The 14589-nt window shown below is 63.7% G+C and carries 5 protein-coding genes and 7 pseudogenes; 6 read left to right on the forward strand and 6 right to left on the reverse strand.

What is annotated here, in order from left to right; all coding sequences use genetic code 11:
• Window positions 1-235: 235 nt before the first annotated feature.
• The 3 genes and pseudogenes from CXQ80_RS25155 to CXQ80_RS00010 all read right to left on the reverse strand — a co-directional run bounded on the left by CXQ80_RS25155 (window position 236) and on the right by CXQ80_RS00010 (window position 2618).
• A pseudogene (locus tag CXQ80_RS25155) lies at window positions 236-967 on the reverse strand (2-oxoadipate dioxygenase/decarboxylase family protein).
• 37 nt (window positions 968-1004) lie between these two features.
• A pseudogene (locus CXQ80_RS25160) lies at window positions 1005-1610 on the reverse strand (2-oxoadipate dioxygenase/decarboxylase family protein); the annotation flags it as partial.
• 117 nt (window positions 1611-1727) lie between these two features.
• A complete protein-coding gene (locus CXQ80_RS00010; RefSeq protein WP_256585636.1) occupies window positions 1728-2618 on the reverse strand; it encodes a LysR substrate-binding domain-containing protein in 891 nt (296 codons plus the stop codon).
• 136 nt (window positions 2619-2754) lie between these two features.
• Here CXQ80_RS00010 and CXQ80_RS00015 point away from each other — a divergent pair.
• Together CXQ80_RS00015 and CXQ80_RS00020 are read left to right on the forward strand one after the other, a co-directional pair.
• A pseudogene (locus CXQ80_RS00015) lies at window positions 2755-4243 on the forward strand (aldehyde dehydrogenase family protein).
• A gap of 99 nt (window positions 4244-4342) precedes the next feature.
• Window positions 4343-5628: pseudogene (locus CXQ80_RS00020) on the forward strand (NAD(P)/FAD-dependent oxidoreductase).
• 106 nt (window positions 5629-5734) lie between these two features.
• Here the strand turns inward: CXQ80_RS00020 and CXQ80_RS00025 are convergent.
• Window positions 5735-7153 (reverse strand): annotated as a pseudogene (locus CXQ80_RS00025) (mechanosensitive ion channel domain-containing protein).
• A gap of 227 nt (window positions 7154-7380) precedes the next feature.
• Here CXQ80_RS00025 and ycaC point away from each other — a divergent pair.
• From ycaC to CXQ80_RS00045, 4 genes and pseudogenes are all read left to right on the forward strand, one after another.
• Window positions 7381-8012 (forward strand): annotated as a pseudogene (gene ycaC, locus CXQ80_RS00030) (isochorismate family cysteine hydrolase YcaC).
• Window positions 8013-8088: 76 nt separating this feature from the next.
• Window positions 8089-8655, forward strand: a complete 567-nt coding sequence (locus tag CXQ80_RS00035; protein ID WP_101315215.1) for an antibiotic biosynthesis monooxygenase — start codon at window positions 8089-8091, stop codon at window positions 8653-8655.
• Between the two features lie 55 nt (window positions 8656-8710).
• Window positions 8711-9530 (forward strand): annotated as a pseudogene (locus tag CXQ80_RS00040) (alpha/beta fold hydrolase).
• 60 nt (window positions 9531-9590) lie between these two features.
• Window positions 9591-11432: an amidohydrolase gene (locus CXQ80_RS00045; protein ID WP_101315217.1), complete on the forward strand. Its 1842-nt coding sequence runs from the start codon at window positions 9591-9593 to the stop codon at window positions 11430-11432.
• Window positions 11433-11635: 203 nt separating this feature from the next.
• On the opposite strand, the gene CXQ80_RS00050 is transcribed toward CXQ80_RS00045, so the two are convergent.
• Window positions 11636-12547: a LysR substrate-binding domain-containing protein gene (locus CXQ80_RS00050; RefSeq protein WP_101315219.1), complete on the reverse strand. Its 912-nt coding sequence runs from the start codon at window positions 12545-12547 to the stop codon at window positions 11636-11638.
• A 239-nt stretch (window positions 12548-12786) separates the two neighbouring features.
• The gene (locus tag CXQ80_RS00055) at window positions 12787-14571 is read right to left on the reverse strand and encodes a monovalent cation:proton antiporter-2 (CPA2) family protein (protein ID WP_101315220.1); all 1785 of its coding nucleotides are present in this window, start codon (window positions 14569-14571) and stop codon (window positions 12787-12789) included.
• Window positions 14572-14589: the final 18 nt, after the last annotated feature.

Genomic DNA, 14589 nt, shown 5'->3' on the forward strand with positions numbered 1-14589 from the left:
AGCAGAGCAGCACCGCGACCTTGCTCAGCCGCAACCTGCAGAGCATCGCCCAAGCCAACAGCGAGCAGCACGATGTGGCCAATGAACTGGCCACCACCGCACGTGAGCTGGAAGGCCTGGCGGCGCAGTTGCGCCAGGAAGTGGATCGCTTCCGCGTCCGCTGACAGCGGCAGCCGCCGCGCAGATCGGCCTGCGTAGCGGCTGCAATCAGGCGAGGGTTACAGCGCGCTCAGGTTCAGTGCCTGCGCACAGGCCTGCAGCGAGCGCTGTTCGCTCTGCGCGTATAGCGCCAGCTCGTCCTGCACCGCCAACCCAGCGCCGCCTCGAACGCTTCGCGGTTGGCATTGCTGCCGTAGTTGGCCTGGGCATCGTCGCCCAGGTTGGACTGGAAGATCCCCGCCGCACTGACCGGCAGGAAGTCTTCGTAAACCAGCGCTTCGAAATGCACATGCCCGGCGTCGATCAGGCCCTGCAAGGTGCTCGGCCGGCAGCTTCGTTGCGCGCTGCCAGGCCCTTGTCGGTGGCGAAATAACGGAAGTAGGCCAGGCCCTGCTCGCGCATCTGCGCCAGGTCATCGGGAACTCGGCGAACTGCGCCTGGAGCAACTGCTGGTAGCGCTCGGCATTGGCCTCGGCCGGCACCCGCCGAGTGCTGCGCGGGTCGCATCGAGCAGGGTGTCGTACAGCGCCCGGCCCTTGGGCGTCAGCGCTGCTCCACGCTGTTCGATTTCGCCGAAGCGCGCAGTATGGCTGCCTTCGCTGCCGGCCTGATCGGTGAAGGCGACCTTCTCTTGCAGGGCCTTGAAGCTGGTCTGACGCAGCAGGATCGGGTGACGCCGGGTTGGCGGGCCTTCGACCACTGCCTTGGGGGGAATGCCCTTGGCCGGCATGCCCAGCTGAATCGCATCGATGTCCAGCGTGCGCGGGGTCAGGTGATTGATGTGCGGGGCCTTTGAACGCCACCACATCGGCAATCAGCCGGTGCTGGTCATGCAGCTGCTTATACTGCTCGGCAGTCACTGTCGCCTGCTGGTGCCAGCGGAAGGTGTGCAGCGCCTCCTGCACAAAGGCCTCGGCGTCGGCGGCGTTGAGGCCGTTGTTGCGCTCACATTGGGCGATCAGTTCCAGCACCCGCGGGGTGAAGATCTGCCGCTTGGCCAGAATGCTCGCAGCCAGCTCGCGCAGTTGCGGGTTGTCGATCAGCTCCAGGCGCAGCAGCGAGGTGAACACGCGGAACGGGCTGACGTGCAGCGACTGCTCATGCACTGCGCGAAATGCCGTCGAGTGCACCGGCACGCCCGCCGAGCTCAGGTCGTAGTAACCCACCGGCTGCATGCCCATCACCGCGAACAGGCGGGCGATGGTGGCAAGCTCGGCGGCGGTGCCAACGCGGATGGCGCCATGGCGTTCGTGGTCGAGACGCTCGATTTCGCCGGTCCAGCGCAGCGCTTCAGCGACCTGCGGCTGTTGCTGCATGACCTGCTGGTTGATTTCGCTGACCAGCTCCAGCAGCGTGCCGTACAGCGGCACTTCCTGTTTGTACATGAGCGACATAGCGGCAGAGAACTGCGCACGGATGCTGTCTGGGCTGACGAAATCAAGGGCGGGCATCGCAAGCTTCCTGGTGGTTAATGGGACCGTTACATGAAAACTGGGAATGGACTGCCGCCACAAGCGAAAAAAAGTAGAGGTGTCATTCCCTTTATGATTGATGTCGCCCCGACACTATCAGCCCCCAAGCTGAGTTTTGATCCACTCCACCAACGCCCGCACCTTCGGCACTTCGGCCGCATGCTCGGCATACGCCAGATAATGCGCGCCATTACTGCGCATAGCATGCTGCAGGCAATCACCAAACTGCCCTCGGTCAGTTCCTTCTCCGCTAGATACCGCGGCACCAGCGCGCACGCCGCAGCCCGCCTGAGCCGCACTCAAGGCCATATAAAAGGTGTCGAAGCGTGGCCCGTGGTAGCTGTTGTCGGTGTGCAGGCCCTGCTCCAGGAACCACTCATGCCAGGCCTCCGGCCGTGAAGTGCTCTGCATCAACACCAGTTCGGCCAGCGCACTGGCATCGCTCAACTCGCGCCCTTGCAGCAATTCAGGCGCGCACACCGGCACCACTTCCTCGTCGAACAGCTGCACGCAGGTTGCCCCCGGCCAGGTGCCCTGGCCAAAGAAGAACACCACGTCGGCCGAGCCCTGCAACAGCGAGAACGGCTCCATCTCGTTGCGGATATCAAGGTGGATATTCGGGTAGCGTTTGCCAAAACCCTTGAGGTGCGGGATCAACCAGCGCACGCCAAAACTCGGTTGAGTAGCTACCTTCAATATCTCGGTCTGCTCGCCGTACGTCAGGATGTAGCGGCTGGACATGTCGACCTGGGTGAGGATCTTGTTCACCTCGGCCAGGTACAGGCTGCCCGCAGGCGTCAGTTGCAAGCGCCGGCGAATGCGCAGGAACAGGTGATGGTGGAGCATTTCTTCAAGCTGCGCGACCTGTTTGCTGACCGCACTTTGGGTCAGGTGCAGCTCTTCGGCAGCGCGGGTGAAGCTCAAGTGACGGGCTGCGGCTTCAAAGCACTGCAGGGCCGTCATCGACGGTACCAGACGTTTCGACATGGCAGTCTCTATGCAAGGGGATCATGACCTGACGGAATGATATGCGGAATAAAGGTCGTTTGTTGCACTGCTGTGATCGGATTAATACTGATCCACATCATATTTACCACCCTTCAGCCGATTTAGGAGAAGCACGATGGTTGCTGCATTGCTCGAGCGCCTTGGCGTCGCCGCCCAGGCCTACACCCAGGGCGACTACCCTGTTCACACCCCGATCGACGGTAGCCAGATCGCCACGGTGAAACTGCTCGGCAAGGCCGAGACCACCGTCTGCATCGACCAGGCCCACGCCGCCTTCGAAGCCTGGCGCACTGTACCGGCCCCGCGTCGCGGCGAGCTGGTGCGGCTGTTTGGCGAAGTCCTGCGTCAGCACAAGGCCGAGCTCGGTGAGCTGGTCTCGATCGAAGCCGGCAAGATCACCAGGAAGGCCTGGGCGAAGTGCAGGAAATGATCGACATCTGCGACTTCGCCGTCGGCCTGTCGCGTCAGCTGTACGGCCTGACCATCGCCTCCGAGCGCCCCGGCCATCACATGCGTGAGTCGTGGCATCCGCTGGGCGTGGTTGGCGTGATCAGCGCCTTCAACTTCCCGGTGGCGGTGTGGGCGTGGAACACCGCGCTGGCGCTGGTAGCCGGTAACGCCGTGGTCTGGAAACCGTCCGAGAAGACCCCGCTGACCGCACTGGCCTGCCAGGCGCTGTTCGAAAAAGCCCTGCTGGCCTTCGGTGATGCACCGGCCGGCCTGGCCCAGCTGGTGATCGGCGGCCGTGAAGCCGGCGAAGCGCTGGTCGACGACCCACGTGTACCGCTGGTCAGCGCCACCGGCAGCACCCGCATGGGCCGTGAAGTCGGCCCACGGGTTGCCGCACGCTTTGGCCGCAGCATCCTCGAACTGGGCGGCAACAACGCCATGATCCTCGCGCCGAGTGCCGATCTTGATCTGGCTGTGCGCGGCATTCTGTTCTCCGCCGTCGGCACCGCTGGCCAGCGCTGCACCACCCTGCGTCGGTTGATCGTGCACCGTTCGATCAAGGACGAAGTGGTTGCCCGCGTCAAAGCCGCCTACGGCAAAGTGCGCATCGGCGACCCGCGCGAGAACAACCTGGTCGGCCCGCTGATCGACAAGCAGTCGTTCGACGCCATGCAAGGCGCACTGGCCAAGGCCCGTGACGAAGGTGGCCAGGTGTTTGGTGGTGAGCGTCAGCTGGCCAGCCAGTATCCGAACGGCTACTACGTGACCCCGGCAATCGCCGAGATGCCTGCGCAGAGCGAAGTGGTCCGCCACGAGACCTTCGCACCGATCCTGTACGTGCTGGCTTATGACGACTTCGAGGAGGCCTTGCGCCTGAACAACGAAGTGCCACAAGGCCTGTCGTCGTGCATCTTCACCACCGACCTGCGTGAAGCCGAGCGCTTCCAGAGCGCAGCCGGCAGCGACTGCGGCATCGCCAACGTCAACATCGGCACCAGCGGTGCAGAGATCGGTGGCGCGTTCGGCGCGAGAAAGAAACCGGCGGCGGTCGCGAGTCGGGTTCGGATGCCTGGAAAGGCTACATGCGGCGCCAGACCAACACCGTCAACTACTCACGCGAATTGCCGCTGGCGCAGGGCATCGTGTTCGACTGATGATCGCAGGCGGGGGCCTCGGCCCCCTTTCGCGGCCGTGTGCCGCGAGCGGCCGCCTGGCGGCCACACCGTAACAAGAAAAATAAGCTGAGGCCGGTCATGCCCGAATTGCGTCAACAATGTCTCTGGGAACACGTCACTCCGGCGAGCGTCGCCGTGCAGGCCCTGGCGGGCGAGCACAGGGCCGACGTCTGCGTCATCGGTGGCGGTATCACCGGCCTGTCGGCAGCGATCCATCTGCTCGAACAGGGCAAGTCAGTGATCGTTGTCGAAGCCTGGAAAATAGGCCACGGCGGCTCCGGGCGCAACGTTGGCCTGGTCAACGCCGGCACCTGGATTCGCCCCGACGATGTCGAGGCGACCCTCGGTCAACAACAGGGCAGCCGCTTGAACAAGGCCTTGGGCGAGGCACCCGCCGAGGTGTTCGCCATGATCGAGCGCCTGGGCATCGACTGCCAGGCCCAGCACAAGGCACTCTGCACATGGCGCACAACGCCACTGGCCTGGCTGACCTGGAGGCGCGCCATCAGCAATGGAGCCGGCGCGGCGCCAACGTCGAACTGCTGACCGGCGCGCAGTGCCAGGAATACTGCGGTACCGACAAGATTTCCGCCGCGCTGCTTGACCATCGCGCCGGCACCATCAACCCGATGGCTTACACCCAAGGCCTGGCTGCTGCAGTAGAGCGGCTGGGCGGCAAGCTGTTCCAGCAATCCTCGGTCGAAGGCCTGCAGCGCGATGGCGCTGGCTGGCAGGTCAACACCGGCAAAGGCGTGGTCCGTGCCGACAAGGTGGTGATCTCCACCGGCGCCTACACCGAGGGCGACTGGAGCAACCTGCAAAAGCACTTCTTCCGTGGCTATTACTACCAGGTTGCATCGGCACCGCTGCACGGCGCAGCCGCCGACAAGGTGCTGCCCCATGGCCAAGGCTCGTGGGACACCCGTACCGTACTCAGCAGCATCCGCCGCGATGACCAAGGCCGCCTGCTGCTCGGCAGCCTCGGTCGGGTCGACAACAAGCCGGCATGGTTCGTACGGCGCTGGGCCGACCGCATTCAGAGCCACTACTACCCGGAGCTGGGCAAGGTCGACTGGGAAATGCACTGGACCGGCTGCATCGACTTCACCCCCGATCACCTGATGCGCCTGTTCGAACCTGCACCGGGGTTGGTCGCGGTGACCGGCTACAACGGTCGCGGCAATACCACCGGCACCGTGATTGGCCGAGCCTTTGCCGAGTTTCTGCTCAAGGATGACCCCGAGCGCCTGCCGGTGCCGTTCTCGCCGATGAAAGCCGTCAGCGCGCCGTCGTTGCGTACTGCGTTCTATGAGTCAGGCTTCTCGCTGTACCACGCCGGCCAGTGCTTGCGCGTGGTCCTGTAGGAGCGGCCTTGTGTCGCGAAAGGCCAGCGTAGCTGGCCCGGCGATACCCGCGGCGAAGCTGAAATCTGGGGCCGCTACGCGGCCCTTTCGCGACACAAGGCCGCTCCTACCGCAGCCAGCTGAGAAAGCCGCCTTTCTTGACCAGCACCGGTTTCTGCATCAACAGTGAATCGCGCTCTGCCGCGGAACCGTTGCAGCTTGGTCAAGGCCATCTGCACGTCGCCGCGCTGGTCCAGGCAACTGCGCAGCTGTTCCTTGTCGATCCGATACAGCACGCAGCCCTCAGGGTACGGAACTCCACCGCCGACTCTTCTTCATCGACCAACCTTCAATGGCCAGCAGCTCGCCCGGCCCCATGCGCCCGGCCTCGACCAGCCGCTCGCCATCGCGCACCGACGCCGACACTACCCCGCTGGCAATCACCAACACATGCTGCGAGCGCTCGCCGTGCAAGGATCACCTGATCGACCAGGTACTCCACCGTCGTCATGTGCTGGCTCAGCTCATCACGCTCGTCGCCGCTCAGCGAGCGGAACAGGCGCACCTCATCCAGCAGCTCGCGCTGACGGCTGCGTGGCGCCGAAGCCAGGTCGGCATTCCAGATCACGCCGCTGGCTTCCAGGTGCCGATGGGCCAGGTCGAACAACTGATTGCGCACCTCGCCCTTGCGCGCCATGTCGGTGATGAAACCACTGGCTTCATATTCCACCGACTCCAGGCTTGAGGCTTTTAACCGAGACCTTTGTGCAGGCTTGGCGAGTAGCGCAGAGGTGCCTTGCAGGGCCTTTTCCAGCGCATCGAACACCCGCTTCGGGCGCACTTTGGCCGGCACCACCACGGTGATGCTCAGCCCATGCCGGTCCGCCGGGCGGCTGTGATTGAGCAGCTTGGCCTTGGCTGCCACCGAGTTGGGCACCACCGCCAGGCTGCCGCTGGCAGTGATCATCCGCGTCGCCCGCCAGTCGATATCGACCACTTTGCCCTCGGTGCCATCGATCGAAATCGAATCGCCGATCTGATACGGCCGCGTGGTATTCAGAACGATCCCGAGAACACATCGCTCAAGGTGCTCTGCAACGCCAGGCCGATCACGATCGCCATTACCCCTGACGTCGCCAGCAGCCCCTTGACCGGCAACTGCAGCACATAGGCCGCCGCGGCCACCACCGCCACCAGAAAAATCAATGCCCCGAGCACGTCCTGCAACAAACGCCCGCCATGGCTGCCGCGCGCCACCAGCAGCACGCCGAACACCACCGTCACCGTCCGCGCCGCAAACAGCCACCAGCCAATCGCCAGCACCGTCGCCAACAGATTGCGCGCCACATCATCGACCCACGGCGGCGGCTGCAACGGGCTCATCCCCGCCGCCAGCAAACACCGCGCTGAACAACAGGAAGATCGCCAGACGCGCAGCGATCCGCCACGGCTGGCGCTGCAGCGTGATCAATTGCCAGAGCAGCACATCGAGCAGGATCAAACAGGTGCCGAGCAACAGCGGGTAGGACTGGATGAACGCCAGCATGACGGTCTCGGTGCGGGGGAGGGCTGATGGTAGTAAAGAGTAGGCGAGGGGGACAAGCAACCGGGCCGTAGTCGCAACAACAGGCCGTAATCACCATCGTTCATAAAATAGAACGCTAAAGACAAATTTAGCTATCTAGTCGCACAAAGGTCTTGGTTTTAATCTTTACTCATCAACGCGAAACACCCAACTCACTCGAAACCAAGACCCTTGCGGAGCACCAAGCCATGAACAACTTCAAATACAACCGCCTGAACAAAGACGACGCCGTAGTCCTGCTGGTCGACCATCAAGCTGGCCTGCTGTCGCTGGTGCGTGACATCGAGCCGGACAAGTTCAAGAACAATGTGTTGGCCCTGGCTGACCTGGCCAAGTTCTTCAACCTGCCAACCATCCTTACCACCAGCTTCGAGCAAGGCCCCAACGGCCCGCTGATCCCGAGCTGAAAGCGCTGTTCCCGGATGCGCCGTACATCGCTCGCCCTGGCCAGATCAATGCCTGGGACAACGAAGACTTCGTCAAGGCGGTCAAGGCGACTGGCAAGAAGCAGCTGATCATCGCTGGTGTGGTGACCGAGGTTTGTGTGGCGTTCCCGGCACTGTCGGCGCTGGAAGAAGAGTTCGATGTGTTCGTGGTTACCGATGCGTCCGGCACCTTCAACGAGATCACTCGTGACGCCGCCTGGAACCGCATGAGCAGCGCTGGTGCACAACTGATGAACTGGTTCGGCGTGGCCTGTGAACTGCACCGCGACTGGAGGAACGACATCGAAGGCCTCGGCGCGCTGTGCTCCAACCACATCCCGGACTACCGCAACCTGATGACCACCTACAGCGCCCTGACCGCCGCCGGCAAATAAGCCGCGCCCTCAACCCAGCGCCGGCCCACAGCAACAGCGTGGGCCATGGCCAGCCGCCTTTGCCCAGGGAACACCCATGGACAGTGCAACCGTCGATAACCGCAACGTGGTGACCCTGGTCATCCAGCACAAGGCGCGGGCCGCCGCGCTGGCGCAGTACGAGGCATGGCTCAAGCGCGCGGTAACCACTGCCCGCCAGCAGCCTGGCCACCTCGACGTCAATGTGATCCGCCCCGATGGCGGTGGTTGCCACTTCACCACCGTGGTGCGTTTTGCCGATGCTGAACTGCTGCAGGCATGGGTCAATTCGGCTGAACGCCAGGCACTGATCAGCGAGGTGCTGCCGCTGCTTGAAGACGGCGACCACACCCGTGTGCATGACGATCCGGAGTTCTGGTTCACCCCGGCCAGCAGCAACACCCCAGCGCCGCCGCGCTGGAAGCAGGCCGTGCTGACCTACCCGGTGATCTGCCCGTTGACCATGTTGGTACCGATCGTGCTCGCACCGCTGTTCACTCGCGTGCCGCAACTGGCCGGGCCGGTCATTGGCAACCTGATCGGCAACCTGCTGGTGATCCTGCCGGTGGTGTTTTTCATCATGCCGTGGGTAACCCGCCGCTGCGCCAACTGGCTACGCGGTTGAAACATTTCTGACGCTACGCTGTGCAAGCCCCTACCTAAATTCTGGAGATACCGATATGAGCACGTTCGTAACCCGCGATGGCACTTCGATCTACTTCAAGGACTGGGGCAGCGGCAAGCCCGTGCTGTTCAGCCATGGCTGGCCGCTGGATGCGGACATGTGGGACACCCAGATGGAGTTTCTCGCCAGCCGCGGCTACCGCGCCATCGCCTTTGACCGGCGTGGCTTCGGTCGCTCCGACCAACCGTGGACCGGCTATGACTACGACACCTTCGCCGACGACATCGCCCAGCTGATCGAGCACCTCGACCTGCGCGACGTGACCTTGGTCGGCTTCTCCATGGGTGGCGGTGACGTTAGCCGCTACATCGGTCGGCATGGCAGCGAGCGGGTGGCCAAGCTGGTGTTGCTCGGCGCAGTAACGCCGGTGTTCGGCAAGTCCGAGAGCAACCCGGATGGCGTCGATGCTTCGGTGTTCGAAGGTATCCAGGCGGGCCTCAGAGCCGACCGTGCACAGTTCCTGGCCGACTTCGCCACCCCGTTCTACGGCATCAACAAAGGCCAGGCGGTCTCCACCGGAGTGCAGGCGCAGACCCTCAATATCGCCCTGCTGGCGTCATTGAAAGCGACTCTGGATTGCGTCAGCGCCTTCTCTGCCACCGACTTCCGTCCAGACATGGCCAAAGTCGATGTGCCGACTCTGGTCATTCATGGCGACGCCGACCAGATCGTAACCGATGGAAACCACCGGCAAGCGCGCAGCAGGAATGATCAAGGGCGCTGAGTTCAAGGTATACAGCGGCGCGCCGCACGGCTTTGCGGTCACCCATGCGCAGCAGTTGAACGAAGACCTGCTGGCGTTCCTGGCCAAGTAAGCCACCGAGGCGGCGTGGTTCACTCCGCGCCGCTCCCGCCCCCTATCCGAGGATTTGCCCATGACCGCCGACCTGATCCTGTTCAACGGCAAGCTGCACACCGTCGACCGTGAAAACCCAACCGCCACCGCCGTGGCCATCAAGGACGGGCGTTTTCTCGCCGTGGGCAGCGACGCCGAGGCCATGGCCTTGCGCGGTGACAGCACGCAAATCATCGACCTCAAGCAGCGCACGGTGATCCCCGGCCTCAACGACTCGCACCTGCACCTGATCCGCGGCGGCCTCAATTACAACCTGGAACTGCGCTGGGAAGGCGTGCCTTCGGTAGCCGATGCCCTGCGCATGCTCAAGGACCAGGCGGCGCGCACGCCAACTCCGCAGTGGGTGCGGGTAGTTGGTGGCTGGAACGAATTCCAGTTCGCCGAAAAACGCATGCCGACCCTTGAAGAGATCAACCAGGCCGCGCCCGATACCCCGGTTTTCCTGCTGCACCTGTACGACCGCGCGCTGCTCAACCGCGCCGCGCTCAAAGCCGTCGGCTACGACAAGGACACGCCCAACCCAGCCGGTGGCGAGATCCAGCGCGACAAGTTCGGCAACCCGACCGGCATGCTCATCGCCCGCCCCAACGCGATGATTCTCTACGCGACCCTGGCCAAAGGGCCGAAGCTGCCCTTGGAGTATCAGGTCAACTCGACCCGCCAGTTCATGCGTGAACTCAACCGCCTCGGCCTGACCAGCGCGATCGATGCCGGTGGTGGCTACCAGAACTTCCCCGACGATTACTCGGTAATCCAGGAGCTGGCCGACAACAACCAGCTGACCGTGCGCATCGCCTACAACCTGTTCACGCAAAAACCCAAGGAAGAGCTCGACGACTTCCGCAAGTGGACCTCCAGCGTCAAGCTGCACAGCGGCACCGACTTCCTCCGGCACAACGGCGCCGGCGAGATGCTGGTGTTCTCCGCCGCCGACTTCGAGGACTTCCTCGAGCCGCGCCCTGACTTGCCGCAGACCATGGAAGAAGAGCTGGAACCGGTGGTCCGCCATCTGGTCGAGCAGCGCTGGCCGTTCCGCCTGCACGCCACCTACAACGAGTCGATCACGCGCATGCTCGACGTGTTCGAGAAGGTCAACCGCGACATCCCGTTCAACGGCCTGCCGTGGTTCTTCGACCACGCCGAAACCATCACCCCGCAGAACATCGAGCGCGTGCGTGCCCTGGGCGGCGGTATCGCCATTCAGGACCGCATGGCCTTCCAGGGTGAGTACTTCGTCGACCGTTACGGCGCCAAGGCGGCCGAACAGACCCCGCCGATCAAGCGCATGCTGGAAATGGGCGTGCCGGTCGGTGCCGGTACCGACGCCACTCGGGTTTCCAGCTACAACCCGTGGACCTCGCTGTACTGGATGGTCAGCGGCAAGACCGTCGGCGGCATGGAGCTGTACCCCGAAGGCCTGAGCCGCGATACCGCGCTGCAGTTGTTCACCCAGGGCAGCGCCTGGTTCTCCAGCGAGCAGGGCAAGAAAGGCCAGCTCAAGGTCGGCCAGCTGGCTGACCTGGCAGCGCTGTCGCTGGACTTCTTCAGCGTCAGTGAGGAGGCGATCAAGAGCATCGAGTCGGTGCTGACCATTGTCGATGGCAAGGTCGTGTACGGCGCCGCCGAGTTCGACAAGCTGGGCCCGGCGCAGGTGCCGGTACTGCCTGAATGGTCGCCGGTGGCCAAGGTGCCGGGGCACTGGCGGGCGGGCACACCGTCGCTGGCAGCGATGCCACATCAGTGTTCCGGGCCGTGTGGGGTGCATGCTCACAGCCATGACAAGGCGCGCAAATCGAGTGTGCCGGTGAGTGACTTCCAGGGTTTCTGGGGATCGCTGGGCTGTTCGTGTTTCGCGTTCTGATTTGATCCGAGGCGGCCGCCTCGACGCGATCTCTGTAGGAGCGGCCTTGTGTCGCGAAAGGGCCGCGCAGCGGCCCCGACGATCTCTGGTGCTGCACAGATCCTGGGCCCGCTACGCGCGCCTTTCGCGACACAAGGCCGCTCCTACAGGGATCGCGTCAAACCTCAAGATCAGGCTTCGGGACAGATGTCGCTTTAACCCATTCAAGCCATGTCGCAGGACACGAACTCTTCCGCCAGGTGATCGATCAGCGAGCGTACCGACGGCAGCAGGCCACGCCGCGATGGGAAGATCGCATGGACGATACCGCAGCGCGGATTCCAGCCCGGCAGCACTTCTACCAGGTGCCCGCTAGCCAGATCCTCACGCACGGCCACCTTCGGCAAGTGCGCTATACCGATCCCCGCCAGCACGAAATGGCGCAGCGCAAACAGGTCATCGGTGACCATCCGCGGGGTATGCGGGATGACGATGCTGCGGCTCATGTCCTCGCCCTGAAACAGCTCCCACTGATACTCCCGCTGCGCGCCGCCCCAGTGCAGGCTCGGCAGCTGGCTGAGCTGCTGCGGATCGAAGCCCGCCGGCAGTTGCTCAAGAAACGCCGGCCGACCGACCAGACATTGGATGCTGTTGCTCAGCACCTTCATCACCATGTCGGTGTTTTCCAGCGGTGGAAAGCGCACCCGCAGCGCCACATCGAAGCCCTCGTGCAGCAAGTCGACGCGGCGGTTGGTGCTCTCGATGAACAACTCGACCCGCGGATACTTGAGCATATAGCGCGTCAGCATCGGCCCGACCCAGGAGTTGAGCAGGGTGGTCGGGCAGCTCATGCGCACCAGCCCGCGCGGCTCGCTGCGGTTGCGCTCGATCACCTCGGCAGCGCTCTCGGCCTCGACCCGCATGGCCAGGCAGCGGCGGTAATACTCCTGGCCGATTTCGGTCAGTGAGCAATGCCGGCTGGTGCGGTGCAGTAGGCGCACGCCGAGCCTTTCTTCGAGGTCGGCGATGCGCCGGCTGAGCTTCGATTTGGGCATGTCCAGCGCCCGCCCGGCAGGGGCAAAGCCACCGTGCTCGACTACCTGAGTGAAGAAGTACAGCGAGTTGAGGTCTTCCAAGCGGGTCTCCTGGTCAGTCGCTTGCTGCTGCGCCGGAGTGTTTGCGACTCGAGCGAGACGGAGCGTAACAGGCCAGGGGTAGAGGGGGCGGGGGATTTTTTGTGGTCACGCAGTGGCTGCGACTGAGGGAGCAAGCCGCACTGGCTTGAGATTTGTTACGAGCGCGACCTACGAGCTGTGGCAGGCCGCGCAGCGGGAGCATCCGCCTATCTGTCGACTGGTGTTGGCCTGAGTTGGCCTCAGTCGGCGTCTGACTCGAATAGCCGGGCCAGCTCCACCCGTGCTTCCTTGGCGTTCTGCATGACCTTGGCGCGGTCGTCGCGGATGCGGCCCTGGGCTTCGAGCACCTGCTCGTCATGTTCGGCAAAGCGCTGGATGCGGTCAGCGGCCTGATCATCCGACAAACCCAGGCCGACCAAGGCGCGTCGGCTCATTTCCAGGCTGGAATAGAACGTCTCGCGGATCGGCTCGGCGCCGACGTCCATCAGCTTGTGCACATGCTGGCGGTTGCGCGCGCGGGCGAGCACTTTCAGATGTGGATAGAGACGTTTGACCCTCTCTGCCGTGCGTGTGGTGATCTCGGGGTCGTCAGTGGTCACGATCAGGTATTCGGCCTCGCCGACTTTGGCGGCGTGCAGCACTTCGGCGCGCATCGGGTCGCCGTAGAACACCGGCGCCTGCTCGAAGGTGCGGGTCATCTCGATGGCGTCGACCGAGGTGTCGAGGGCAATGAACGGGATCTTCTGCGCACGCAGGATGCGCGAGACGATCTGGCCCATGCGGCCCATGCCGACGATCACCACCCGCGGCGCATCGGTCTGGATGTCCTTGTACTGTTCCGGCACTTCACGCGTGGCAGGCGGGCGCTTGAGCAGGCGGGCGCAGGCCATCAGCAACAGCGGCGTGGCGGCCATCGATAGAGTGATGGTCATCAGCAGCAGGTCGTAGGTGTAGCTGTCGAGCAGGCCTTGGTCCTTGCCCAGCTTGAACACCACAAAAGCGAACTCGCCGCCAGCCGCCAAGACCACGCCGAGGCGCAGGGCATTGGCCGTATTGAGGCCGCCCAGACGCCCGACCAGCATCAGCATCGGCAGCTTTACTGCGATCAGCAGCGCAGTCAGGCCGAGCAACAGCCAAGGCGTGTCGAACAACAGACTGAGATTGGCGCCCATGCCGACACTGATGAAGAACAGGCCCAGCAGCAGCCCTTTGAACGGCTCGATTTGCGACTCCAGTTCGTGCCGGTATTCCGAGTCGGCCAGCAACAGGCCGGCGAGAAATGCGCCCAAGGCCATGGAGATTCCGGCCAGCTCCATCAGCCAGGCAGTGCCGATCACCACCAGCAGTGCGGTGGCCGTGGACACTTCCGGCAAGCCGGTGCGGGCGACGATGCGGAACACCGGGCGCAGCAGATAACGGCCGCCGACGATGACCACGGCGATGCTGGCAAAGATGGTCAGGCCGTGTTGCAGGCTGTCGCCATGGCTGGTGTCCGGGCCACTGGCGGCGAGCAACGGCACCAGTGCGATCAGCGGGATGGCGGCGATGTCCTGGAATAGCAGAATGGCAAACGCCAGACGCCCGTGCGGGGCATTCAATTGCTTGGTTTCGGCCAGCGTCTGCAAGCCAAAGGCAGTCGACGACAAGGCCAGGCCCAGACCCAGCACCAGCGCTGCGGGCAGTGATTGGGCGAAACCGAACAGAGCGATGGCGCCGAGTATCGCGCCGGTCAGCAGCACCTGTGCCAGGCCCACGCCGAATACCGCTTTGCGCATCAGCCACAACCGCCGCGGTGACAGTTCCAGGCCGATGATGAACAGCAGCAAGACTACGCCCAGCTCGGAAATGTGCGCGACGCTTTCGGTGTCGCGGATCAAGCCTAAAACCTGTGGGCCTATGGCTACGCCGGCAAGCAGGTAACCGATGACGGCGCCGAGTTGCAGGCGCTTGGCCAATGGCACGGCAATCACTGCGGCGAGAAGGAAGATGACCGCGGTTTGTAGCAGGCTGCCTTCGTGTGGCATCGCTCGAACTCCATGAGC

It is taken from the genome of Pseudomonas sp. 02C 26, from assembly GCF_002843585.1.
GTDB lineage: Bacteria > Pseudomonadota > Gammaproteobacteria > Pseudomonadales > Pseudomonadaceae > Aquipseudomonas > Aquipseudomonas shirazensis.

Coding starts and splice junctions, on each gene's coding strand:
- CXQ80_RS00045 (WP_101315217.1), top strand. CDS start 9,591: ATGACCGCCGACCTGATCCTGTTCAACGGCAAGCTGCACACCGTCGAC.
- CXQ80_RS00055 (WP_101315220.1), bottom strand. CDS start 14,571: ATGCCACACGAAGGCAGCCTGCTACAAACCGCGGTCATCTTCCTTCTC.
- CXQ80_RS00035 (WP_101315215.1), top strand. CDS start 8,089: ATGGACAGTGCAACCGTCGATAACCGCAACGTGGTGACCCTGGTCATC.
- CXQ80_RS00010 (WP_256585636.1), bottom strand. CDS start 2,618: ATGTCGAAACGTCTGGTACCGTCGATGACGGCCCTGCAGTGCTTTGAA.